At 62.4% G+C, this 23,475-nt stretch carries 18 protein-coding genes and 1 pseudogene; 7 read left to right on the forward strand and 12 right to left on the reverse strand.

Features of this window, described 5'->3' with window-relative positions; genetic code table 11:
- Positions 1-224: 224 nt before the first annotated feature.
- The 7 genes and pseudogenes from PQR53_RS24650 to PQR53_RS24680 form a co-directional block, all read right to left on the reverse strand.
- The gene (locus PQR53_RS24650) at positions 225-965 is read right to left on the reverse strand and encodes a helix-turn-helix transcriptional regulator (RefSeq protein ID WP_408459692.1); all 741 of its coding nucleotides are present in this window, start codon (positions 963-965) and stop codon (positions 225-227) included.
- A 66-nt stretch (positions 966-1,031) separates the two neighbouring features.
- Positions 1,032-1,416: pseudogene (locus PQR53_RS24655) on the reverse strand (VOC family protein).
- Positions 1,417-1,651: 235 nt separating this feature from the next.
- Positions 1,652-2,947, reverse strand: a complete 1,296-nt coding sequence (locus PQR53_RS24660) for a THUMP domain-containing class I SAM-dependent RNA methyltransferase (protein WP_408459694.1) — start codon at positions 2,945-2,947, stop codon at positions 1,652-1,654.
- A gap of 1,203 nt (positions 2,948-4,150) precedes the next feature.
- On the reverse strand, positions 4,151-4,888 hold the full coding sequence (locus PQR53_RS24665) for a PqiC family protein (protein ID WP_408459697.1): 738 nt from the start codon (positions 4,886-4,888) through the stop codon (positions 4,151-4,153).
- Entirely contained in the window at positions 4,885-6,543 is a 1,659-nt protein-coding gene (locus tag PQR53_RS24670; protein WP_408459700.1) for a PqiB family protein, read from the reverse strand. Before PQR53_RS24670 ends, PQR53_RS24665 begins: the two co-directional genes overlap by 4 nt.
- Complete coding sequence (locus PQR53_RS24675; RefSeq protein ID WP_408459703.1) at positions 6,536-7,186, reverse strand: paraquat-inducible protein A; 651 nt, start codon at positions 7,184-7,186, stop codon at positions 6,536-6,538. The genes PQR53_RS24670 and PQR53_RS24675 overlap by 8 nt, the downstream gene beginning before the upstream one ends.
- A gap of 7 nt (positions 7,187-7,193) precedes the next feature.
- Positions 7,194-7,961 (reverse strand): paraquat-inducible protein A, encoded by a 768-nt coding sequence (locus tag PQR53_RS24680; RefSeq protein ID WP_408459705.1) that lies wholly within the window; start codon positions 7,959-7,961, stop codon positions 7,194-7,196.
- 403 nt (positions 7,962-8,364) lie between these two features.
- Between PQR53_RS24680 and PQR53_RS24685 the strand changes: the two genes are divergently transcribed.
- The 4 genes from PQR53_RS24685 (at position 8,365) to PQR53_RS24700 (ending at position 11,714) form a co-directional block, all read left to right on the forward strand.
- Positions 8,365-8,925, forward strand: coding sequence for a cytochrome b (locus PQR53_RS24685; RefSeq protein WP_408459708.1), 561 nt, complete (start codon positions 8,365-8,367; stop codon positions 8,923-8,925).
- 8 nt (positions 8,926-8,933) lie between these two features.
- A complete protein-coding gene (locus PQR53_RS24690) occupies positions 8,934-9,497 on the forward strand; it encodes a YceI family protein (protein WP_179736196.1) in 564 nt (187 codons plus the stop codon).
- Between the two features lie 77 nt (positions 9,498-9,574).
- Entirely contained in the window at positions 9,575-10,144 is a 570-nt protein-coding gene (locus PQR53_RS24695) for a YceI family protein (protein ID WP_408459926.1), read from the forward strand.
- Between the two features lie 292 nt (positions 10,145-10,436).
- Positions 10,437-11,714 carry an MFS transporter gene (locus PQR53_RS24700; RefSeq protein WP_408459712.1) on the forward strand — a complete coding sequence of 426 codons (1,278 nt, stop codon included), beginning with the start codon at positions 10,437-10,439 and terminating at the stop codon, positions 11,712-11,714.
- 108 nt (positions 11,715-11,822) lie between these two features.
- Here PQR53_RS24700 and secF read toward each other — a convergent pair whose 3' ends face one another.
- From secF to queA, 5 genes are all read right to left on the reverse strand, one after another.
- A complete protein-coding gene (gene secF / locus PQR53_RS24705; RefSeq protein ID WP_179736202.1) occupies positions 11,823-12,773 on the reverse strand; it encodes a protein translocase subunit SecF in 951 nt (316 codons plus the stop codon).
- An 18-nt stretch (positions 12,774-12,791) separates the two neighbouring features.
- On the reverse strand, positions 12,792-14,846 hold the full coding sequence (gene secD, locus PQR53_RS24710) for a protein translocase subunit SecD (RefSeq protein ID WP_408459714.1): 2,055 nt from the start codon (positions 14,844-14,846) through the stop codon (positions 12,792-12,794).
- A 118-nt stretch (positions 14,847-14,964) separates the two neighbouring features.
- Positions 14,965-15,294 carry a preprotein translocase subunit YajC gene (yajC, locus tag PQR53_RS24715; protein ID WP_035562406.1) on the reverse strand — a complete coding sequence of 110 codons (330 nt, stop codon included), beginning with the start codon at positions 15,292-15,294 and terminating at the stop codon, positions 14,965-14,967.
- 206 nt (positions 15,295-15,500) lie between these two features.
- Positions 15,501-16,718: a tRNA guanosine(34) transglycosylase Tgt gene (gene tgt, locus PQR53_RS24720; protein ID WP_408459717.1), complete on the reverse strand. Its 1,218-nt coding sequence runs from the start codon at positions 16,716-16,718 to the stop codon at positions 15,501-15,503.
- Positions 16,719-16,955: 237 nt separating this feature from the next.
- The gene (gene queA, locus PQR53_RS24725) at positions 16,956-18,014 is read right to left on the reverse strand and encodes a tRNA preQ1(34) S-adenosylmethionine ribosyltransferase-isomerase QueA (RefSeq protein ID WP_408459719.1); all 1,059 of its coding nucleotides are present in this window, start codon (positions 18,012-18,014) and stop codon (positions 16,956-16,958) included.
- 148 nt (positions 18,015-18,162) lie between these two features.
- Between queA and recG the strand changes: the two genes are divergently transcribed.
- The 3 genes from recG (at position 18,163) to PQR53_RS24740 (ending at position 23,445) form a co-directional block, all read left to right on the forward strand.
- Positions 18,163-20,481, forward strand: coding sequence for an ATP-dependent DNA helicase RecG (recG, locus tag PQR53_RS24730; protein ID WP_408459722.1), 2,319 nt, complete (start codon positions 18,163-18,165; stop codon positions 20,479-20,481).
- Between the two features lie 124 nt (positions 20,482-20,605).
- The gene (locus PQR53_RS24735; protein WP_408459724.1) at positions 20,606-21,565 is read left to right on the forward strand and encodes a hydrogen peroxide-inducible genes activator; all 960 of its coding nucleotides are present in this window, start codon (positions 20,606-20,608) and stop codon (positions 21,563-21,565) included.
- A 425-nt stretch (positions 21,566-21,990) separates the two neighbouring features.
- Complete coding sequence (locus tag PQR53_RS24740) at positions 21,991-23,445, forward strand: catalase (RefSeq protein WP_408459727.1); 1,455 nt, start codon at positions 21,991-21,993, stop codon at positions 23,443-23,445.
- Positions 23,446-23,475 lie beyond the last annotated feature (30 nt).

The raw sequence follows: 23,475 nt of genomic DNA on the forward strand, positions 1-23,475 counted from the left end.
CATTGCCACGTGCACGCGCATCAATTCGTCGATGCCGCCGTGACCGTGTCTGGAACACCCCTTCCACATTGAACTTGGCCGAACGCGTCGCGTTGTCCGTGCCTCTGGTCGTACGCGACATAGCCGTCAATCGCCGCCGAGTGTCGAACGTCCGGACACACTGCCGAATCTCACCGCGAAGATGGGCGCTCGCGTCTCACACAGCCGCGGCCTCATCCGTATTGTCATCTCGCCTTCGCATTCACATGCCGCAGCAAGTCTGCCAGGCGCCTGCCTTCCTGATCCGGATACTGTTCGTGCACTTGGAGAGTCTGAATCTTCTCCAGCCCGAAATTGCGAAAGTCGCCGCGCAATTCACACCACGCGCCGAGCGTCCAGCGCGCGCCCCAATACGCTAGCGCCAGCGGCCATACGCGCCGTTCGGTCGCCGCGCCGTTTGCATCGGTGTAGGCAAAGCTCACTACATGCCGTGCGTCGATCGCCCGATGCAGGACGTCCACCTTCGTCGAGAAATCCGCTTTGATGTGAAACGACGGCGCGAAGATCGCCAGACGTTCGAGCGTCGCCCGCTTGTCGGCGGGCATCGCCGACGCGATCTTTGCCAACGCGCCGCGCGCGCCGCTCGCGAAGCCGGCGCCGCCCCACGATTCGAGCATCCGCGCGCCTGCGGCGAGCGCGGCCAGTTCATCGGCGGTGAAGGTGAGCGGCGGCAGGCTCGCTGCGCGGCTCAACCGATAGCCGATGCCCGCTTCGCCTTCGATCGGTACGCCTGACAATTGCAGATCGCGCACGTCGCGATAGACGGTGCGCAGCGAGATGTTCAGCCAGTCGGCGAGTTGTTGCGCGGTGGTCAGACGCCGTCCGCGCAGCAGATCGGCGATCTGGAACAGGCGGTCGGCACGGCGCGTCATCGTGGGCGTCTTGTAGAAAAGGACGGGGACAGTCCCGCGATGATAGCGCCGCATGCCGCGCTCCGGTCGGCGTTCCGCGCGGTGCCTGCTGGCCGCCGCGCTTGTGCGCCGCGTCGCGTGTTAGCCGTTGGTCCGCGAATGCAGGCCAAGGCGGTTGCCTTCCATGTCGGTGAAGAACGCGATGTAGCCGATGTCCTGCGGCAGTTTTGATCACCGGACCATCGGTCTTGCCGCCGGCCTGTTCGACGCGGGCGAGGGTGGCGTCGACCGTCGGCTGCGCGTTCAGGTAGACGAGCACGCCGTCGTCGGTCGGTGTCATCGACGGGCTATGAACGATCGCGCCGCCGGTAGCCGGTTCCTCGTAGCCGAAGATGGCGATCGGCTGGCCGCCGACTTCCTGACGATCCAGTTTGAGGTCGAGCGCGGCTTCGTAAAAGCGAACAGCGCGATCGAAATCGACGGACGGAATCTCGAACCATGCAACAACTTTGGATGATGCGGACATGACACTCTCCTGTGAATGGCGGTAAGCCGTGCAAAGCGCCGGATGGCGTGAGAAGGAGTGTGCGGGGGTGCTACTGACAGCGTAGTGTCAGTAGGGCTTGGCGGAGGAGCAAAAGGACGTGGCGAAAAAAAACCGCGAACCTGAAATCCGCGGTTTTTTTCGATGCTGCTTTGCTTTGCTTTGCTTTGCTTTGCTTTGCTTTGCTTTGCTTTGCTTTGCTTTGCTTTGCTTTGGCTTAGGCCGCTGGCGTGTCGTTATTCTGCGGGCGCTGGCGCACACTGCCGGCGATCAGATCGAAGCGGAACAGCCGGCATTCGAGCGCGCCATTGAAGAGTGGTGTCTTGGTCGATTCACGCAGACGCAACTGACCGGGCAACTTGCGATCCGACGTCAGGATGAATGCGTGCCAGCCGGTGAAGCGCTGCTTCAGCGCATCGCCGAGCGATTGGAAAAATTCGCTATCCGGCGTTTCTTCCTGGGCGCGGCGGAAGCCGTCGTCTTCGCGGCCTTCACGCGTGGCGCGTCCTTCGCGGATTTCGCCGCGGGCGTTGCGGCCGCGCACTTCGATCCGTTCGCCATACGGCGGATTTGCGACGAGGATGCCAGGCTCAGCCGACGGCGCCGCCATGCCGCGCGCATCGACTTGCTTGAGTGGAATCGACGGCAGGCCGGCGCGCTGGAAGTTCGCGCGCGCCTTGTCCAGCATGTCGCCGGAGATATCGCTGCCGAAGATCTGCAGATCGGCGCGCGAGTTGCGGGCAGCGTGCTTGGCGTCGAGCGCGGCGGCCTTCAGCGTTTGCCAGGTCTTGGCGTCGAATTGCTTGAGCTTTTCGAAGCCGAAGCGGCGTTCCGCGCCCGGCGCGATATTCAGCGCCACTTGCGCGGCTTCCGCGAGGAAGGTGCCGCTGCCGCACATCGGGTCGTACAGCGGCGTGCCGGCGGTCCAGCCGGTCAGACGCAGGATGCCTGCCGCGAGATTCTCGCGCAGCGGCGCCGCGCCTTTGTCCAGGCGCCAGCCGCGCTTGAAGAGCGGATCGCCGGAGGTGTCGAGATAGAGCGTGCAATCGGTGGCGGTGAGGAACGCGAACACGCGCACGTCGGGCATGGCGGTGTCGATGTTTGGACGCGCGCCGCTCACTTCACGCAGACGGTCGCAGATCGCGTCCTTGACGCGCAGCGTCGTGAATTCGAGGCTGCGCAGCGGCGACTTGATCGCGGTGACGTCGACCCGCAGCGTTTCGTTCGCCGAGAACCACTGCTCCCAACGCTGTTCGACCGCGAGCGCGTAGACGTCCTGTTCGCTGCGGTACGGCCGATGCGCGATTTTCAGCAGCACGCGGCTTGCGAGGCGCGAGTGCAGGTTGGCGGCCATGCCGGCGGCCCAGCCGCCGCGGAAATGCACGCCGCCGGGCACTTGCGTGCCGGCTGTGAACGGCGCGCCGTTCAGGTGCTTCGCGGCAATTTCGGCGAGCTCGGTGGCGAGCGAGGCTTCAAGGCCGCGCGGACAGGGAAGGAAGAAATCGAAGGACATTGAGGTTGCCGGAAGGCGTTAGATAAGGGGGTATTGTACGCGGTCGGGGTGGGGGCGTTCCTGGCGTCACGGTGGGGGTGGGATTGCTCCAGGGGAGCCGGTTTTGTTTTTTGCCTGCTCGGCGCTTTATGTCTGTGTTTTTATGGGGTTGGGCTTTGCTTGAAGTGTTTGCCTGCTCGGCGCTTTGTTGGGTTGCCTATGGCGTTGGCCTTTCCTTGAATTGATATTGGTTTATTAGCGTCGCCCCTGTGCGGGGCGGACACCTACTTCTCTTTGCCGCCGCAAAGAGAAGTAGGCAAGAGAAAGCGGCTCAAACCGCCAATTCTTAAGCGGGTCCCCCGCGCAGTGACGGTAGTGGTGCATCTGGAATCTGAGTTCTCGCACATTCGACGTAAGTGACAAGGGCGTCATACTTCCCGCCTCGCACTGCGTGCTCGCCGGAAGGGTCGAGCATACAAACCAGTGGTCTTGTTTGGGCTGGTGGGGGTCATCGGTTTCACCTCGGCGTGTGCTGGTCTGCCTAGGAAAGCGCGTATCGGCTGCGAGGCAGCACAGCACGCGGAGATAAAAGCGTGTATAGGTCGCGAGGCAGCACGCGGAGATAAAAAATCAACGGCTTTATCAGGGCAGCAGGCCATGGGCTTGTCTCAACACGGACGGCCTTGCAAAGGGACACCCTCATCCACCGGCGGGCCGCGGCGCCGAGTGAAGCTTAAGCGCGAAACCGCGCAGATGGCTTTTTGAAGTGCGCATCGGCGCGCGCAGCGCCGCCGGAAGAATGACGCCCTTGTCACCAGGACTGAATGTGCGAGAACACAGATTCCAGATGCACCACTACCGCAACTGTGCGGGGGACCCGCTTAGGAGCTAGCGGTTTGAGCCGCTTTCTTTTGCCTATCTTTTCTTTGCGGCCGGCAAAGAAAAGTAGGTGCCGCCCCGCACAGGGGCAACGCTAATAATCCAATAACAATAGCAAAGGCCAACGCCGTAGGCACACAACCCAAAAGCGCTGCGCAGGCAACCCGTTCAAGGAAGGCCAACGCCGTAGGCGAACAACTAAAGTCGCCGAACAGGCAAACACTTCAAGCAAAGCCCAACGCCGTAGGCAAACAGACCAACAAGCGCGAGCAGGCAACCACTTCAAGGAAAAGCCAACACCATAAAAGCACAACCAAACAAGCGCCCCGCAGGCAAAACCCCCGATCAACTACCAGCAGAAGTAGCCCCTCCAACTCCACCAGAAGGACACGCCGGCACAGCAAAACTACCCCCGGCGGAGCCACTCCTAGGCGGAATCGCCGCCATCGCTTTCACAGCAACAGCAACCTGCATAGCAACCTGCTGCAACGCAGCCCGATGCCCATCGACAAGCGCGTCATAGCCGCCGCTAACCGGCTCGCTCACCACACTCCGACAGGTCATCACAGCAGTACTACGTACAGCCCTAACACTCCAAACCGCATCGATCAACGCATGTGACCCCGGCCATGACTCGAACCGCTGCACATTCATGCTGACCCGATACACCGGCGTCGTATCCGGATAAGCGGTGCCATACACATCGATCGTGCCAAGCTGCTGCGTCAGGCTAGTCGACAAAGCCCGCCGGATCTCGTCGCCCGGCAACGAAGCCCAACGCTCCTGCTCGAGCACCTGAACCTGAGTCGGCCCCGTCTGCACCACAAGCTGATTCTTCGCCACCTGCGGCGGCACATCGATCGGAGCGACTTCGATCAGCCACGCCGGCGCAGCCGCAGTGCGCGCACTGACCGGGGCCGCAGACCCAGCAGCACCGGAGCCACCGCTATCGGCGCCGAGCGTATAAAACCGGCTCGACGGCGACGAACACGCCGCCATCGCCACCAATCCGGCCAGAGCGCCGACATACACAGCGCCGCGCACAAGCCCGCGCGGCGGGCGGGGGAGCCGGGCAAACATCATGGTTTATCTCCTGATTTACCGCGCAACAGCGATTCCGGATGACGCTCCAGATAATCCGACAGCGCATTCAGCGACTGCAACGTGCGCGTCAATTCCTGCAACGCCTGATGAACATCCGACTGCAACGGCGAATCCTGCTGCAACGTCGCCTCGGCCGATCCGAAGGTCTGCTTCGCCGCTGCCAGGGTGTCGCGCGCCTCCGGCACCACTTCCTTGTCGAGTCGCGTGAACAGCTGGTCAGCATTCTTCAACGCACTGTTCAGGTTCGAACCGATCTGGTCGAACGGCACCTTGTCGAGCTTCTTCGCAATGTCCGCTACCTGCACCTGCAGTTCGTCGAGCGAGTTCGGAATGGTCGGCAACTCGATCGGATCGCCCGATACGTCGACCGTGGCCGGCGGCGCTTTCGGGAAAATATCGAGCGCCACGTACAACTGACTCGTAATCAGATTGCCGGTGCGCAACTGGCCGCGCAGGCCATGCTTGACGAGCTGTTGCAGCATGGTTTGACCCGCGATGCTGCCCGGTACCGGCGCGGTTTCGCGGAAGCGCTTGCCGAGACGATCCGGGTAGATGTTCATCGTCACCGGCATCGTGAAGCTACGCGTCTTCGGGTCGTAGTCAATGCCGATGTTGGTCACCTGGCCCAGCACGATGCCGCGGAAATCGACCGTCGCGCCCACCGACAGCCCACGCAGCGACTGGTTGAAGTTCATCACCACGCGCTGCGGCACGCCGTCCGGTTCGCGCATCGCGTCCGCTTCATCCGAACCGAGGCGGAACGTCATATTGTTCGGCGCCTGCGCGCCCACGCCCTGGCCCGGTGGCGACTGGAACGACAGGCCGCCGACGATCACCGTCGCGAGCGATTGCGTATTCAGCTTGAAGCCGCTCGAGTCGAGCCGCAGATCGACGCCGCTCGCATGCCACCAGCGCGAATTGGTGCCGACGTACTGGTCGAATGGCGCCGATACGAAGACCTGCATCGTCACACCGGTGCCGTCCTTGTCGAGCGAGAAGCCGACCACCTGGCCGACCTGCACGCGCCGGTAGAAAATCGGCGAGCCGATGTCGATCGAGCCGAGCGAATCGCCGTGCAGGATGAACTGGTGGCCCTTCTGGTCGCCGGTAATGGGCGGTGGCGTTTCAAGGCCCACGAAGTTTTTCTCGGTGTCCGGCGAATGTCCGGCATCCGCGCCGATGTACGCACCCGACAGAAGCGTGGTCAGTCCGGATACGCCGCTCGCGCCGACGCGCGGGCGCACCACCCAGAAGCGCGAATCCTTGACCGCGAAACTTTCGCCTTCCTTGGTGAGCTGCACCTGAACCAGCACGTGCGACAGATCCTTCGACAGCGTGATGGTCTTCACCGAGCCGACGTCGACGTCCTTGTACTTGACCTTGGTCTTGCCGGGCTCGAGGCCTTCGGCGCTGGTGAAGGTGATCGTGATGGTCGGCCCTTTTTCGGTCACCGACTTGATCACGAGCGCAAGGCCGATCAGCGCGGCGATCAGCGGAATCACCCAGACCAGCGAGGGCAGCCAGCGCCTGCGCGGTTCGATGTCCGGGTCCGGCAGTTCGGGTGGCAGCTTCGGTCCGTTCGAATCGTTGCGCGGCGCATCGGAGGCGGGCGTCGGTCCTGGCGGGCTAGTCATGGTCGAGGTCCTGAGGTTTTGGAGTAGTGCCTTCCACGTTGTCCCAGATGAGCCGTGGATCGAATTGCATGGATGCCATCATCGTCAGAATCACCACCGAGCCGAAGGCGATCGCACCCGGTCCGGCCGTGATCACAGCAAGCGACTTGAAGCGGACCAGCGCGACGGTCAGCGTGACGACGAACACGTCGAGCATCGACCAGCGCCCGATCCGTTCGACCATCCGGTAGAGCGTGGTGCGCTGTTCCGGCTGCCAGCGCGAGCGCCGCTGGCAGGTGGCGGCGAGCAGCACCAGCACACTGAGCTTGAGCATCGGCACCATGATGCTGGCGATGAACACGATCACGGCCAACGGCCAGTCGCCCGAGGTCCAGAAGTACACGACGCCGCTCATGATGGTGTCGTCTTCCGAGCCGAGCAGCGACGCCGTATGCATCACCGGCAACAGATTCGCGGGAATATACAGTAAGGCCGCGGCGATCAGCAGCGCCCAGGTGCGCATCAGGCTATCGGGGTTGCGCGAATGGAGGTGCGCGCCGCAGCGTCCGCAGTGCTGCGGCGTGACGGAGCGGATACGTGGCTCGACGCGTCCGCACGCGTGACAAGCAACCAGACCCGCGCGTTTCGCGGTCATGTATTTCATCGTGTGCTCATCCCTGATGCGGTGCCGGCGGGAAGGCGGATTGCGCCGCGCCGGATTGCGCCGCGCCATGCACGTCAGGCGGCGCGGGCGGCGCGGGCGGCCCGGCAAGCGAGCTGATAGCCGCCGCCGCACTGTCCGCCGAGGTGCGCGGCAGCGGTCGCTGACCGCGTTCGCCCATTTCGTCGGCAAGATCCCACAGCACCCGCGGATCGAATGTGACGACCACCGCGATCATCAGCGTCAGCACGCCGAACGCGAATAGCGCGGCTTCGGGAATCACGCGCGCGAGACTCACCATCTTCACAATGGTGATCAGCACGCCGAGCATGAACACCTCGATCATGCCCCACGGCCGCACGAATTGAATCGCGCGCAACACGCGGTTGAAGGCAGGCGGTACGTAGCCGGCGCGCAGCGGGATCAGCACGTAGAGTAGCGCGACCAGCTCGGTCAGCGGAAACAGGATGGTCGAACAGAACACCATGACCGCGACGATCTGCATCTCCTCGCCCCACAGCGCGACGAGCGCGCCGAACAGCGTGGTCTGCGAGGTAATGCCGTTGGTCTCGAGTTCGACGATCGGGAAGGCCTGCGCGATGATGAAGGTGATCAGCGCGGCCAGCGTCATCGCACAGATGCTGTCGAGCTTGCGCGAGACGCCGCGATAGAGCGTCGCGCCGCACCGCGAACAGCGCGCGGATGCCCGCCCGACAAGCCGGGGCTTGCGGAACAGCGTATCGCATTCATGGCACGCGATCAGGTTGTCTTGTTCCATACGGCAACGGGCTAACGACGTGAGAGTGGCGTGCAATGCCGGTTTCAGGGCAAGGCTGGAGAAAGCGTGGAGCAATAGTACCAAACGCGCTTTGACATCAGGCCGCCATTGCACCTGTTGCCGCCGAGGCTTGGGTGCAGTCAGCATTCAGACTAGTCTTACACAAAATCGCTGTGGGTCTGACAGCCTCCGTCCCCAATTGTTCAATATCGTTGGGGCGGGACAACTTTGCGTCTGACACATGTCGGGCGCCAGCTTTTTCCGCTTGCGGTAGCATGGCGGCCTTGGCGTGTGCCGCAGCCGCCATGCTTTCTTTCGAGTCGCACCATGCAGCACGCATGGGCAGTGTGGAATAGCAGGACCGGCTGCGCCGTTAACCTCTCTTAGCTTGCGTTCACCTGTCATGGCACTCAATCCTTCTTTCGGCGGCCGGGAGTCGTATACGCGGACTGCCATCGCCTTTCACTGGCTGATCGCGCTGTTGATCGTATGTGGCTTCTCGCTCGGTTGGGTGATGACCGACATCCCCGGCTTCACGCCCACCAAACTGCGCTACTTCTCCTGGCATAAATGGATCGGCGTGACGGTGTTCGCGCTAGCCGTGCTGCGTATTCTGTGGCGTGCCACTCACGCGGCCCCACCGCTGCCGCGCCGCATGCCGGCCTGGCAGCGCGGCGCCGCGCATCTCATGCATCTGCTGCTCTACGTGCTGATGATCGTGATTCCCGCCTCCGGCTATCTGTATAGCTCGGCGGCCAATGTGCCGGTGGTGTACCTCGGTCTGATTCCGCTGCCGCGCCTGATCGCACCGGACCCGCACCTCAAGGAGCTGCTGAAGAACGTGCACATCACGCTGAATTACACCTTGCTCGTGCTGGTCGCGCTGCATGTCGGGGCGGCGCTCAAGCATCAATGGCTCGACCGCGACGGGCTGCTATCGCGCATGCTCCCTTTCATCAAATAAGGACAACCATGAAAGTTTCGTTTTATCGCTACATGCTCGCCGCGTTCGCGGCGGCTTCGCTGACTGCGGCGGGCAGCGCGCTCGCGCAGGTCGACGTCGCCAAAAGTTCGGTGACGGCAACCTCGAAGCAGATGAACGTGCCGGTGGAAGGCAAATTCGGTAAATTCACCGCACAAGTGAAATTCGATCCGGCAAAACCGGCCGAGGGCAGTGCGCAGTTCAGCATCGACGTCGGCAGCTACGATCTTGGCGACGAAAGCTACAACGACCAGGTGCGCGGCAAGGACTGGTTCGACGCGAAGACCTTTCCGACCGCAACCTTCGTATCGAGCGCGATTGCGCCAGCCGGCGGCAATCAGTTCAAGGTCACCGGCAAGCTGACCATCAAGGGTAAATCGCAGACTGTGACGGTGCCGGTCACGGTCGCCCAGCAGGGTGCGACACAAACGTTCGACGGCTCGTTGCCAATCAAGCGTTCGCAATTCGACATCGGCACGGGCGAATGGAAAGACACCTCGGTGGTCGCCGATGACGTGGTGATCAAATTTCATATCGTCGCAGCACGCAAGTGACGTTCGCGGCGCTCTTCGGGCGCAACCGCTATTCTTCAAGCATTCCGGAACACAAGGAGCATGAATTGAAAACATCCCTGTTGATCGCCGTCGGCGCACTGGCTTCTTCTTTCTCGCTCGGCGCGTTTGCTGCTGCCGACACCTATCAGCTCGACCCGACTCACACGTATCCGAGCTTCGAGGCGGATCACTTCGGCGGCCTCTCGGTGTGGCGCGGCAAGTTCACCAAGAGCTCGGGCACGGTCACGCTCGACCGCGCCGCAAAAACCGGCACGGTGGACGTCACGGTCGACCCGGCTTCGATCGATACCGGCAACGGTAAGCTCGACGAACATCTGAAGTCGGACGCATTCTTCGACGTCGCCAAGTATCCGTCGGTGACCTACAAAGGCACCGATATCAAATTCGACGGCGACAAGCCGGTCGAAGTGATCGGCAATCTGACGATGCGTGGCATAACCAAACCGCTGAATCTGAAGATCGAATCGTTCAAGTGCATGCAGCACCCGGTGCTTAAGCGCGAAGTGTGCGGTGTGGAAGCGAGCGCTCATTTCAGCCGCGCTGATTACGGCATGGATTTCGGCGCCAAGTACGGCTTCAGCATGGATACCAAGCTGCACATTCAGTCCGAAGGCATCAAGCAATAAGGGTATTAGGATGCCTTCGCGTATTCGCGTTTAACGGCCCCTCGTGAACGCGGCGCGTTGCGCCGCAACAAAAAAACCGCTTCGTTCGCTTTTGCGACGAAGCGGTTTTTTTATAGCCCACTTGAAACGCCGGCAGCCTTGCGCGGCGGCCGCTGCGCATTTGCCGCTCGCGTCGTTTTAATTTTTCAGGTACATAGAGCGCTGGCATCGTATTGGTTGTGCGCGCATCCAGTTCGGGCAATATTCAGGGTAGAACCTACGTAAATAATATTCACGCGCATTGGAGATCTGTATGAATGCAACGACAGCGGCAAGCCTGGCGAGGAACCGGCAGAATTCGTGGCGCGCGGTGGTCGCCGCCTCGATCGGCAACGCGCTGGAATGGTTCGATCTGGTGGTGTACGGTTTTTTCGCGGTCATCATCGCGAAGCTGTTTTTCCCGGCGGGTAATGACACTGTCTCTCTGCTGCTGACACTCGGCACCTTCGGCGTGTCGTTTTTCATGCGGCCGCTCGGGGCGATCGTGATCGGCGCTTACGCCGACCGCGCCGGACGCAAGGCGGCGCTCACGCTGTCGATCCTGCTGATGATGTGCGGCACGCTAATCATCGCGGTGCTGCCGACGTATCAGAGCATCGGCCTCGCCGCGCCCGTGATCCTCGTGCTGGCGCGCCTGATGCAAGGCTTTTCGGCGGGCGGCGAGTTCGGCAGTGCCACGGCTTTTCTCGCGGAGCACGTGCCGGGGCGGCGTGGTTTCTTCGCGAGCTGGCAGGTCGCGAGCCAAGGGCTTACCACGCTGCTCGCAGCCGGCTTTGGCGTGCTGCTGACCGGCAAACTGTCGCCGGAGCAGATGGGCTCATGGGGCTGGCGAGTGCCGTTCTTCTTCGGCCTGCTGATCGGGCCGGTTGCCTGGTACATCCGCACCAAACTCGACGAAACGCCCGAGTTCCTCGCGGCGGAAACCACCACGACGCCGTTGCGCGATACCTTCGCCAGCCAGAAGCTGCGCCTCGTGATTGCGATCGGCGTGGTGGTGCTCGGTACGGTGTCGACCTATCTGGTGCTGTTCATGCCGACGTACGGCGTGAAGCAGTTGGGGCTGGCGCCGTCGGTCGCGTTCGCGGCGATTGCGCTGACCGGTCTGATCCAGATGGTGTTCTCGCCGCTGATCGGCCATCTGTCGGACCGCCACGGGCGCACCACGATCATGCTGATCTCGGCGCTGCTGCTTCTCGTGCTGATCAACCCGGCCTTCGTGTATCTGGTCGCGCATCCGACCTTCGGCACGCTGATCGCGCTGCAGATCGTGTTCGGCTTTCTGATGACAGGTTACTTCGCGGCACTGCCGGGTTTGCTCTCGGAGATGTTTCCGGTGCAGACACGTACCACCGGCATGTCGCTCGCCTATAACATCGCCGTGACGATCTTCGGCGGCTTCGGGCCGTTCATCATCGCGTGGCTGATCAGCTTCACGGGTTCGAAGGCCGCGCCGAGCTACTACATGATTTTTGCCGCGGCGATCAGTCTGGTGGCGCTGATGGCGGCGCGCCGTAAGCTTGGGTTCAAATAAAGTCCGCCAGAGGCTAAAGTCCGGCAGAGGCGGTAAACGTAAAAGGCCGGTTCGAGAGAGCCGGCCTTTCTTTATTGCGTTCGAGTCAGATGACTGCCTACGGCACGATCAGACTTGCGCGCCTGCGTTTGGATCGTCCGGATCGACACGTTCCTTCTTGTCCTTTATCAGATCTTCACGCTTTACGCCGAACCACATGGCGAGCGCCGCGGCGACGAACACCGACGAGTAGATGCCGAACAGGATACCCACCGTCAGCGCCAGGGCGAAGTAGTGCAGCGTGGGGCCGCCGAACAGGAACATCGACAGCACCATCATCTGCGTACAGCCGTGGGTGATGATCGTGCGCGACATCGTGCTGGTGATCGCGTGGTTGATCACCTCGATCACGGTCATCTTGCGTTCGCGGCGGAAGGTTTCACGAATCCGGTCGAAGATAACGACCGATTCGTTCACCGAGTAGCCGAGCACCGCCAGCACCGCGGCCAGCACCGACAGCGAGAACTCCCACTGAAAGAACGCGAAGAAGCCGAGAATGATGATCACGTCGTGCAAGTTCGCGATCACGCCGGCCACGGCGTACTTCCATTCGAAGCGGAACGACAGGTAGATCACGATGCCGACCACCACACAGGCCAGCGCAAGCAGGCCGTCGGTAGCGAGTTCCTTGCCAACCTGCGGGCCGACGAACTCGACACGCTGCAACTGCACCTGGGCATCTTCGCCCTTCAGTGCGCTCATCACCTGATCGCTCTGTTGCGCCGAGGTGTAACCCTGCTTGAGCGGCAGACGGATCAGCACGTCGCGCGAGGTGCCGAAGTTCTGCACCTGCGCGTCGGGATAGCCGAGCTTGTTGAGCGTGCCGCGCACCGGTTCGAGCGGCGCGGCGCCAGGATACTGCACTTCGATAACCGTACCGCCGGTGAATTCCACCGACAGATGCAGTCCGCGATGTACCAGGAAAAACACAGCGGCAAGGAACGTCAGGAGCGAGATTGCGTTGAAAATCAACGCACGCTGCATGAACGGAATGTCTTTGCGAAAACGGAAAAATTCCATGGTCTTGTTCTCCGGGGTTCAGCGGGATGAACCCGGTTTCTGCGGCGTGTTCGACGCATTGGACGCGTCGCGGCGGCGCACGGTCGGCTTGGCGCGCGCCTGGGCCCCAGCTTTGGCCTTGGCCTTGGGCTTGGCGCTTGCCGCGGCGACGGCACGGGCTGTGTCGGTCGCAGCATCTTCGCTGCCGAGGTAGGCGGCGGCGCCGTCGATACCTTCCGGTTGCGGACGCCACACCTGGCCGATCGCCAGCGACTTGAGCTTCTTCTTGCCGCCGTACCACAGATTGACGATGCCGCGCGAGAAGAACACAGCCGAGAACATCGACGTCAGGATGCCGATACAGTGGACCATGGCGAAGCCGCGCACCGGGCCGGAGCCGAAGGCAAGCAGCGCGAGACCGGCGATCAGCGTGGTGACGTTCGAGTCGAGAATCGTCGCCCATGCATGCGCGTAGCCGTTCTGGATCGCCAGTTGCGGCGGGGCGCCATGGCGCAGTTCTTCGCGCACGCGCTCATTGATCAGCACGTTCGCGTCGATTGCCATACCGAGCGCGAGCGCGATAGCCGCGATACCCGGCAAGGTGAGCGTGGCTTGCAACATGGACAGCACGGCGATCAGCAGCAACAGGTTGACCGACAGGCCGATCATCGAGATCACGCCGAACAGCATGTAGTACGCGATCATGAAGACGGCGATTGCCACGAAGCCCCACACCACCGAGTGGAAGCCCTTCTTGATGTTATCCGCGCCGAGGCTCGGGCCGATCGTGCGTTCTTCGATGATGTCCATTGGCGCTGCCAGCGAACCGGCGCGCAACAGCAGCGCGAGGTCGGCGGCGCCTTGCGGCGAGGCCTGGCCGGTGATCTGGAAGCGGTCACCCAGTTCCGACTGGATGGTCGCCACCGTCAGCACTTCGCCCTTGCCCTTTTCGAACAGCACCATGGCCATCGGCTTGCCGATGTTGTCGCGCGAAACGCTGCGCACCGCGCGGCCACCCGCCGAGTCGAGGCGGATGTTGACCGACGGACGCTGATGTTCGTCGAAGCCTGCCGACGCGTCGATGATGCGGTCACCTGTGAAGATGATCTGCTTGCGCAGCAGCACCGGGGTCTGGTTGCCCTGGGTGAACAGCTCGTCGCCCGGCGGCACCGGATCGGACGGATTCGGATGCGTGTTGACCGGGTCGGCGAGGCGCGCTTCGAGCGTTGCCGTACGGCCGATGATGTCTTTCGCCTTCGCCGTGTCCTGCACACCCGGCAGTTCGACGACGATACGGTCGGAGCCTTGCTGCTGGATCACCGGCTCGGCCACGCCGAGTTCGTTCACGCGGTTATGCAGCGTGGTGATGTTCTGCTTGAGCGCGGCGTCCTGCACGGCTTTCTGCACCGCCGGCGTGAACGTGCCGACCAGTTGCACGCCGCCGTCCGGGCCTGCCTGCGAGGCCCACTGGAGTTCGCTGATGCCGCGGCCCAGTTGTTTGAGCGCCGCGTCCGCCGTGGCCTGGTCGGCGAAATTGATCACCACCGTCTGGTTGACGCGATTCACGCCGCCGTCGCGGATGTTGTTGTCACGCAGCATGGTGCGCGCGTCCGAGGCATCGGAGTCGAGCTTCTTGTTCAGCGCGCCGGCCATGTCGACCTGCAGCAGGAAGTGCACACCGCCGCGCAGATCCAGACCGAGGTACATCGGCAGCGCATGCAGGGCGGTCAGCCAGCGCGGCGACGCGCTTTGCAGGTTCAGCGCCACGATGTACTGCGGGTCGCTCGGGTCGCTGTTCAGCGACTTCTGCAGCAGGTCCTTCACGCGCAGCTGCGTGTCGGTGTCGAGCAGCCGCACGCGAATGTTCGCGTTGGTCGACGAGTTGTCGAACGTGACTTCGTCAGGCTTGATCTGATTGGCCGCGAGCGCTGTTTCGACCGCCGACAGCGTGGTCGAGTCGAGCTTGACCGTTGCCTTGCCGCTCGACACCTGCACCGCCGGCGCTTCGCCGAACAGATTGGGCAGCGTGTACACGAGGCCGATGACCAGAGCCACCAGCATCACGGCATATTTCCAGAGGGGGTAGCGATTCATGAGTGGTCCAACGGGAAGGTTGGCTTGGAAGCGATGCGTCCGGCGATGAGCGCGGGCAGTTCAGCGTTGTTCCGCGAGAACCGCCGGCGAGGCCGCGCCGGACGCGAGAGAGCAGGCCTTACAGCGACTTGATCGTGCCCTTCGGGAGAATCGTCGTGACCGACGCTTTTTGCACGGTGATTTCCGTGCCTTCCGAGATTTCGACGCCGACGTAAGCTTCACCCACCTTGGTCACCTTGCCGACGATGCCGCCGTTCGTCACCACTTCATCGCCCTTGGCCATGGCCGAGAGCATGTTGCGATGTTCCTTCTGGCGCTTCATTTGCGGGCGAATCATGATGAAGTACAGCACGCCGAACATCAGAATCAGCGGCAGGAAGCTCATCAGGTTCGATTCAATGCCACCTGTTGCTGTGCCTTGGGCGAAGGCATTGGAAATGAACGACACGTTGGTCTCTCCGTTATAAGTCAAAACGATCAAAAAAATCAGCCGGTTATTCTACCACCGGCCTGACAGGCCTCGGCGAGGCGAATCGGCTTTGCGATCAACCGTTTAAAGCCTTTTTCGCCATTCGCGAAAGTTAATTGTAAGGTTTTCCGCGCCAAGCCGACGGATTCTTCCGGCAAATTCGTCAGCTGATTGCCGATCGCCGGCTAGTCGATGCCGCGCGCGCGGTTCTCGTGGAAGCGCTTGCGGAAAGGCTCGAACAGTTTTGCGTCGATCGCGTCGCGCATTTCCTGCATCAATTCGAGGTAGTAATGCAGGTTGTGAATCGTGTTCAACTGCGCGCCGAGGATTTCCCCTACACGATGCAAGTGATGCAGGTAGCCGCGGGTGAAATTTCGGCAGGTATAGCAGCCGCATTGCTCGTCGAGCGGTCGCAGCGAGTTCTTGTGCGCGGCGTTGCGGATCTTGATGTCGCCGAAACGGGTGAAAAGCCAGCCGTTGCGCGCGTTGCGGGTCGGCATTACGCAATCGAACATGTCGACGCCGGCGGCCACGCCCGCCACGAGGTCTTCGGGTGTGCCGACGCCCATCAGGTAGTGCGGCTTGTCGGCCGGCAGCTTCGGGCCGATATGGCTCAGCACGCGCATCATGTCTTCTTTCGGCTCGCCGACCGACAGGCCGCCAATCGCGAGACCGTGGAAATCCATCTCCGCGAGGCCCGCCAGCGACTCGTCGCGCAGGTCTTCGAACATGCCGCCCTGAACGATGCCGAAGAGCGCATTCGGGTTGCCGAGACGATTGAATTCGTCGATCGAGCGCGTGGCCCAGCGCATTGACATGCGCATCGAATCGGCCGCTTCCTGATGTGAAGTCGGCACGTTGTTGGTGGCGTACGGCGTGCATTCGTCGAACTGCATGACGATGTCCGAGTTCAGCACCTTCTGGATCTGCATCGACACTTCCGGCGACAGGAAGAGTTTGTCACCGTTGATCGGTGACGCGAACGTGACGCCATCCTCGGTGATTTTTCGTAGATCACCCAGCGAAAAGACCTGAAAACCGCCGGAGTCCGTCAGAATCGGTTTTTTCCATCCCATGAAGCCGTGCAGGCCGCCATGCGCTTCGATCGTTTCCAGACCCGGGCGCAGCCACAGGTGAAAGGTGTTGCCGAGGATGATCTGGGCGTGCATTTCCTCGAGTTCGCGCGGCTGAACCGCTTTCACGGTGCCGTACGTGCCGACCGGCATGAAGATCGGTGTTTCGACCACGCCGTGGTTGAGCGTGACGCGACCGCGCCGGGCTTGACCGTCGGTGCCGAGCAGTTCGAATTTGAGGCCGTTGTCGGGCCGCGACGGGGTACTGTCGCCGTGGCTCGCGCAGGTGGTGCTGGTACCGCTGGTATCGTGGGTATGACCGTCGGTCATGAAATAACTCCTGTGCTACCGGAAAACAGTCCGGCGCAACGTTGAAACGGCGCCGGGCAGGCCACGGCGGCCGGGTAAAAAAACTCAGGACGCAGCATGGATCTGCCGCGGCGCGCGGGCGCAGGAACGCAGCAACGGCTGCCGCTACATCGACGCAGCAAGGCGCGGCAGACTACCGCGCGCGCTGCCCGCACGCAACGCTATCGCGCGGAACATTGCCGCACGACATGGAACGGATCAGGCATCGCGCCGCGTCAGCAGCATCGCGTCGCCATAACTGAAGAACCGGTAACGCTGTTCGATCGCGTGCCGGTACGTTTCACGAATCGTCTCGACGCCCGCGAACGCCGACACCAGCATCAGCAACGTCGACTTCGGCAAATGGAAATTGGTCACCAGCCGGTCGACCACGCGGAACCGATAGCCCGGCGTGATGAAAATGTCGGTTTCCGTACTGGCCGCAGCGAGCGGGCGTCCGGCGGCCTCGGCATCGCGCGCGGCGGCTTCGAGCGCGCGCATCGACGTCGTGCCCACCGCGATCACGCGGTTGCCGCGCGCGTGCGTTGCCGCGACCTTGTCGGCGAGCGCTTGCGGCAGGTGATACCACTCGCTGTGCATCTTGTGCTCGGCGAGGTTTTCGACCCGCACCGGCTGGAACGTGCCCGCGCCGACGTGCAGCGTCAGCGTCGCGCGTTCTACGCCGCGGGCGTCGAGTCGGGCGAGCAGCGCGTCGTCGAAGTGCAGGCCGGCGGTGGGCGCGGCCACCGCGCCCGGGTTCTGCGCGAACACGGTCTGGTAGCGGGTTTCGTCGGTCGTGTCGGGATCGTGCTCGATGTACGGCGGCAGCGGCAGGCGGCCGAATTGCTCGATCAGCGTCAGGCAGTCGTCGGGGAAATGCAGCGTGTAGAACGGCTCGACGCGCTCGCCGACCATCACGTCGAACGCGTCGGCGAGACGGATCGCGGTGCCCGGCTGCGGGCTCTTGCTGGCGCGAATCTGCGCGAGCGCGGTGCGTTCGCCGGTCAGACGCTCTACCAGCACTTCGACCTTGCCGCCACTGGCCTTCTGGCCGAGGAAGCGTGCCTTCAGGACTTTGGTATCGTTGAAGACCAGCAGATCGCCGGGCGCGATGCACTCGGGCAACTCAGCAAAGCGGCGATCGATCAGGCGCGCGGTGCCGCTGGCATCAGCTGGGTTGGCCACTTCGAGCAAACGGCTGGCGCTGCGCTCTGGCAGCGCGACTTGCGCGATCAGTTCGGGTGGCAGATCGAAATCGAAATCGGAAAGCGTAAACATGCGGACGACTGGAAGCGAATTGGGACTGAATTGAGCCGAAGCCGGAGCCGGGCGGCTATGATTGCGGGACGCCAGAGCGGCCCGCGAGCCCGCGCGCTGTATGGCGGCGACACCTTTGACAGCCGATATTGTACTTGCGAAGCAACTCATGCCTTTGTCCGACCGCCGATTGCCCTCCGCTACCGATGAAGTGAGCACCGAGCCGAAGCGCCGCGTCTCGCGGGGCACAGCAGCGGCGGCGGGCGTGAACGACCTCGGCGCGGGTGTCGCGCCGCAGAGCGACAAAGCCGCGCGTGAAGATGAAATGGTTGACCCATTCGGTGACAAGCCCGCCGGCAAATCCGCGGGCAAGGCCACTGGGAAGCCTGCTGCCAAGGCCGCCTCAAAACTCGCCGCCAAGCCCGCCGCCAAGCCCGTCGACAAGCTCGCCAAACTCGGCCTCACGCGCGATATCGATCTGGTCCTGCATCTGCCGATGCGCTACGAAGACGAGACCTCGCTGACGCCGATCGGGCATCTGCTGCCGGGCGGCATCGCGCAGACCGAGGGCGTGGTGTTCGACAACGAGATCGCCTATCGTCCGCGCCGTCAGTTGCTGGTGAAACTGCACGACGACGCCGGCGACGAACTCGTCCTCCGATTTCTGAATTTCTACGGTTCCCAGGTCAAGCAGATGGCGATCGGCGCGCGGCTGAGAGTGCGTGGCGACGTGCGCGGCGGCTTCTTCGGCATGGAGATGGTGCACCCGGCGGTGCGGGTGGTCGACGAAGACACGCCGCTGCCGCAGGCCCTGACGCCGGTGTATCCGAGCACCGCCGGCGTGACCCAGGCGTATCTGCGAAAATCGATCGATAGCGCATTGTCGCGCACGTCGTTGCCGGAGTTGCTGCCCGAGCCGATCGCGCAGGCTTATATGCAGCCGCTCGGCGTGCCGACGCTGATGGACGCCGTGCGCACGCTGCATCATCCGGGCGTGCAATCCGACGAGACCGCGCTGATCGACGGCACGCATCCGGCGTGGGTGCGGATCAAGTTCGAGGAATTGCTGGCGCAGCAGATGTCGCTCAAGCGCGCGCACGAAGAGCGTCGCACGCGTGCTGCGCCGGCCATGCCGCGCCGCAAGCTGGGCGATGAATCCGCGCTGGTGGCGCGTTTGCTGAAGGCGTTGCCGTTTTCGCTGACGGCGGCGCAAGAGCGCGTGGGCGGCGAGATCGCGCTCGATCTGACGCAGCCTCATCCGATGCAGCGGCTGCTGCAGGGCGACGTCGGCAGCGGCAAGACGATCGTCGCCGCGCTGGCCGCCGCACAAGCGATCGACGCCGGCTACCAGGCCGCGCTGATGGCGCCCACCGAAATCCTCGCCGAACAGCACGCGCGCAAGTTGCGCGGCTGGCTGGAGCCACTGGGCGTGAGCGTCGCGTGGCTCGCCGGCAGTCTGAAGACGAAGGACAAGCGCGCCGCGATCGAAGCGGCGGCGCTCGGTACGGCGCAACTCGTGATCGGCACGCACGCGATCATTCAGGACGCTGTCGAGTTCGCGCGGCTGGGGTTGGTGATCGTCGACGAACAGCATCGCTTCGGGGTGGCGCAGCGTCTCGCTTTGCGCGCCAAGGCGCACAACGCCGCCGACGGCGCGCGCGATTTCCAGCCGCATCAATTGATGATGTCGGCGACGCCGATTCCGCGCACGCTGGCGATGACCTATTACGCGGACCTCGATGTCTCGACCATCGACGAATTGCCGCCGGGACGCACGCCGATTCTGACCAAGCTGGTCTCGGACGCGCGGCGCGAAGAGGTGATCGGCCGCGTGCGTGAGGCCGCGTTGACGGGGCGGCAGGTGTATTGGGTGTGTCCGCTGATCGAGGAAAGCGAGACCTTGCAGTTGCAGACCGCGGTGGAAACCTACGAGACGCTGGTGGCCGCATTGCCCGAATTGAATGTCGGGCTGGTGCACGGGCGGCTCGCGCCGGCGGAGAAGGCGGCGGTCATGGATGCGTTCACGCGCAACGAAGTGCAGTTGCTGGTGGCGACGACGGTGATCGAAGTGGGTGTCGACGTGCCGAACGCGTCGCTGATGGTGATCGAGCATGCCGAGCGGTTTGGTCTCGCGCAGTTGCACCAGTTACGCGGACGGGTGGGGCGTGGCAGTGCGGCTTCGGTTTGCGTGTTGCTGTATACGGGACCGCTGTCGATGACGGCCCGGGCGCGCTTGCAGACCATGCGGGAAACGACCGACGGATTCGAAATCGCCCGGCGTGACCTCGAGATTCGCGGTCCGGGAGAATTTCTCGGTGCCCGGCAGTCGGGCGCCGCCATGTTGAGATTTGCCGATCTCGAGAATGATCAATGGCTCATCGAGCCCGCCAGAGAGGCCGCAGCGGCTTTACTCGAGAAGTATCCCGAGGTGGTGATGCAGCACCTCGCCCGCTGGCTCGGGGCTCGGGAGCAATATCTGAAGGCTTGAGGATCTGTGCTTGACAGCAGACGCGACTATCCACCCAGCATGCAAAAGACCAAAAGGTTGGCGAACCGACCCTATAGGTGTATAACTAGAACCTATCGAACTCATTGCACTGATTGGTCCCCTAATGACGCTCACCGAATTGAAATATATCGTCGCGGTCGCCCGGGAACGGCACTTCGGCCGGGCCGCCGAAGCGTGTTTCGTCAGCCAGCCGACCTTGTCGGTGGCCATCAAAAAGCTCGAAGACGAACTCAACGTCCAGATTTTCGAACGCGGCACCAGCGAAGTCAGCGTCACGCCGATCGGCGAACAGATCGTCACGCAAGCTCAGCGCGTGCTCGAACAAACGCTCGCGATCAAGGAGATCGCGAAACAGGGCAAAGACCCGCTGGTCGGGCCGTTGCGCCTCGGCGTGATCTATACGATCGGGCCTTATCTGCTGCCTACGCTCGTCAAACAGATGATCAAGCGCGTCCCGCAGATGCCGTTGATGCTGCAGGAAAATTACACGATCAAGCTGATCGAACTGCTCAAACAAGGCGAAATCGACGTCGCCATCATGGCGCTGCCGTTCCCGGAGACCGGCCTGATGCTGCGCCCGCTCTACGACGAACCGTTTGTCGTCGCGCTGCCGTCCGGTCACGCGTGGGAGAACCGCGCGAAGATCGACGCCGAGGACCTCAAGCAGGAAACCATGCTGCTGCTCGGCAGCGGTCACTGCTTCCGCGACCATGTGCTGGGCGTTTGCCCTGAATTGATGCGTTTCTCGCAGAATGCGGACGGTATCCAGAAGACTTTCGAAGGTTCGTCGCTGGAAACCATTCGTCATATGGTGGCGAGTGGCGTCGGGATTACCGTGCTGCCGCGCATGTCGGTGAGTGAGGTCAGGCCGCACGCCGGCGGTGTCGACGCGGGCCTGCTCAGCTACGTCGCCTTTGGCGAACCGGCGCCCGATCGCCGCGTCGTGCTCGCCTGGCGCAAGAGCTTCACGCGCATGCCGGCTATCGAAGCAATCAGCGATGCCATCAGCGCCTGCGATCTGACAGGCGTCAAAAAGCTCGATCTGCCGGTCGCCGTCAACTGATCAGGCACTCCGCGCGGCCCTCACGGCCGTTGCGGCTATTCCTCACACAATTCCGCCAAGTCGCTGTCATGCAGCGGCCTGGCGGGACAATCTCCTCAGGGTCGAAAGACACGACCCCTATCGAATAGATTAGATTAATCAAATACTATTATTCAATAGTTTTGTTATAGTCGCCTCCATGGATTGCCCGATCCGTTCAGCCCCGGAGGAAATCATGACGCAAACGAACTCCCAGCCAGTCCAAGCCGTCGCTGTTCAAGCCGCACGCGCTGCCACCGGTAGCTTTGCCGCCTCGGTGCGCGTCCTGCGCACGGCCGCACTGTCTCTGCTGGTCGATCGGGCTTTGTCCGCATAAGCCGTAAGCATCAGCGCGCCGCACCTATCCCCGCATTCGGTTTTCGATAAAAGCCTCACTGGAGTCATGCATGTCCGAAAATAAACTCACCAATGCAGCCGGCGCACCCGTCGCCGACAATCAGAATTCGATGACCGCCGGCGCGCGCGGTCCGGTCGTTCTGCAAGACGTCTGGCTGCTCGAAAAACTCGCACACTTCGACCGCGAAGTGATTCCGGAACGCCGCGTTCACGCCAAGGGTTCGGGCGCATTCGGCACACTGAAGGTCACGCACGACATCTCGCGCTACACCAAGGCGAAAGTATTCGCGCAGGTCGGCAAGGACACGCCGCTCTTCATGCGCTTTTCGACGGTAGCCGGCGAACGCGGCGCTGCCGACGCGGAACGCGACGTGCGCGGTTTCTCGATCAAGTTCTACACGGAAGAAGGCAACTGGGACGTGGTCGGCAACAACACGCCGGTGTTCTTCATTCGCGATCCGCTGAAGTTTCCTGACTTCATCCACACGCAAAAGCGTGACCCGTACACCAACATGCGCAGCAATATCGCAGCATGGGATTTCTGGTCGCGTCATCCGGAGTCGTTGCATCAGGTCACCATTCTGATGAGCGATCGCGGGATTCCGCAGAACTACCGCCAGATGCACGGCTTCGGTTCGCACACGTATTCGTTCATCAACGCGAACAACGAACGCTTCTGGGTGAAGTTCCACTTCAAGTCGATGCAAGGCATTGAGAACTTTACCGATGCCGAAGCGGCGCAAGTGGTGGCCCAGAACCGTGAAAGCGCGCAGCATGATCTGCTCACGAATATCGACGCAGGCAACTTCCCGAAATGGCGTTTTGCGATTCAGGTGATGCCGGAAGCGGAAGCCGCGGCCTATCGCTTCAATCCGTTCGATGTCACGAAGGTGTGGTCGCAGAAGGATTACCCGTTGATCGACGTCGGCACGATTGAGTTGAATCGCAACGCGGCGAACTACTTCGCGGACGTGGAGCAGGCAGCGTTCTCGCCGGCCAATGCCGTGCCCGGGATTGGCTTTTCGCCGGACCGTCTGTTGCAAGGCCGTTTGTTCTCGTATGGCGACACGCAGCGCTACCGCCTCGGCATCAATCACCATCAGATTCCGGTGAATGCGCCGCGTGTGCCGAGCCCGCATTCGTTCCATCGCGACGGTGCGATGCGCACGGACGGCAATCTGGGTCGCAACGTGAACTACGAGCCGAACCGTTTCAGCGACTTCGCGCAGGACAGCAACGCGTCGGAGCCGCCGCTCGCAGCGGGGACGGTCGATCGTTACGACCATCGCCAGGACGGGGACTACTACACGCAGCCGGGCATGTTGTTTGCGCTCTTCGATGCGGCGCAACGTCAGCGTCTGTTCGGCAACATCGCGCGCCATATCAACGGTGTGCCGCAAGAAATCGTCGCGCGTCAGATCGAACATTTCCGCCGTGCCGATCCGGCCTATGCGGAAGGTGTGATCGCCGCGCTGGCCGACCTTGCTGAAGGCGGCAAGAAGTAAGCAGCTGAAGTGTTCAGGAAGTCATGCGGC

The organism is Paraburkholderia fungorum (assembly GCF_046027605.1).
Classification (GTDB): domain Bacteria; phylum Pseudomonadota; class Gammaproteobacteria; order Burkholderiales; family Burkholderiaceae; genus Paraburkholderia; species Paraburkholderia fungorum_F.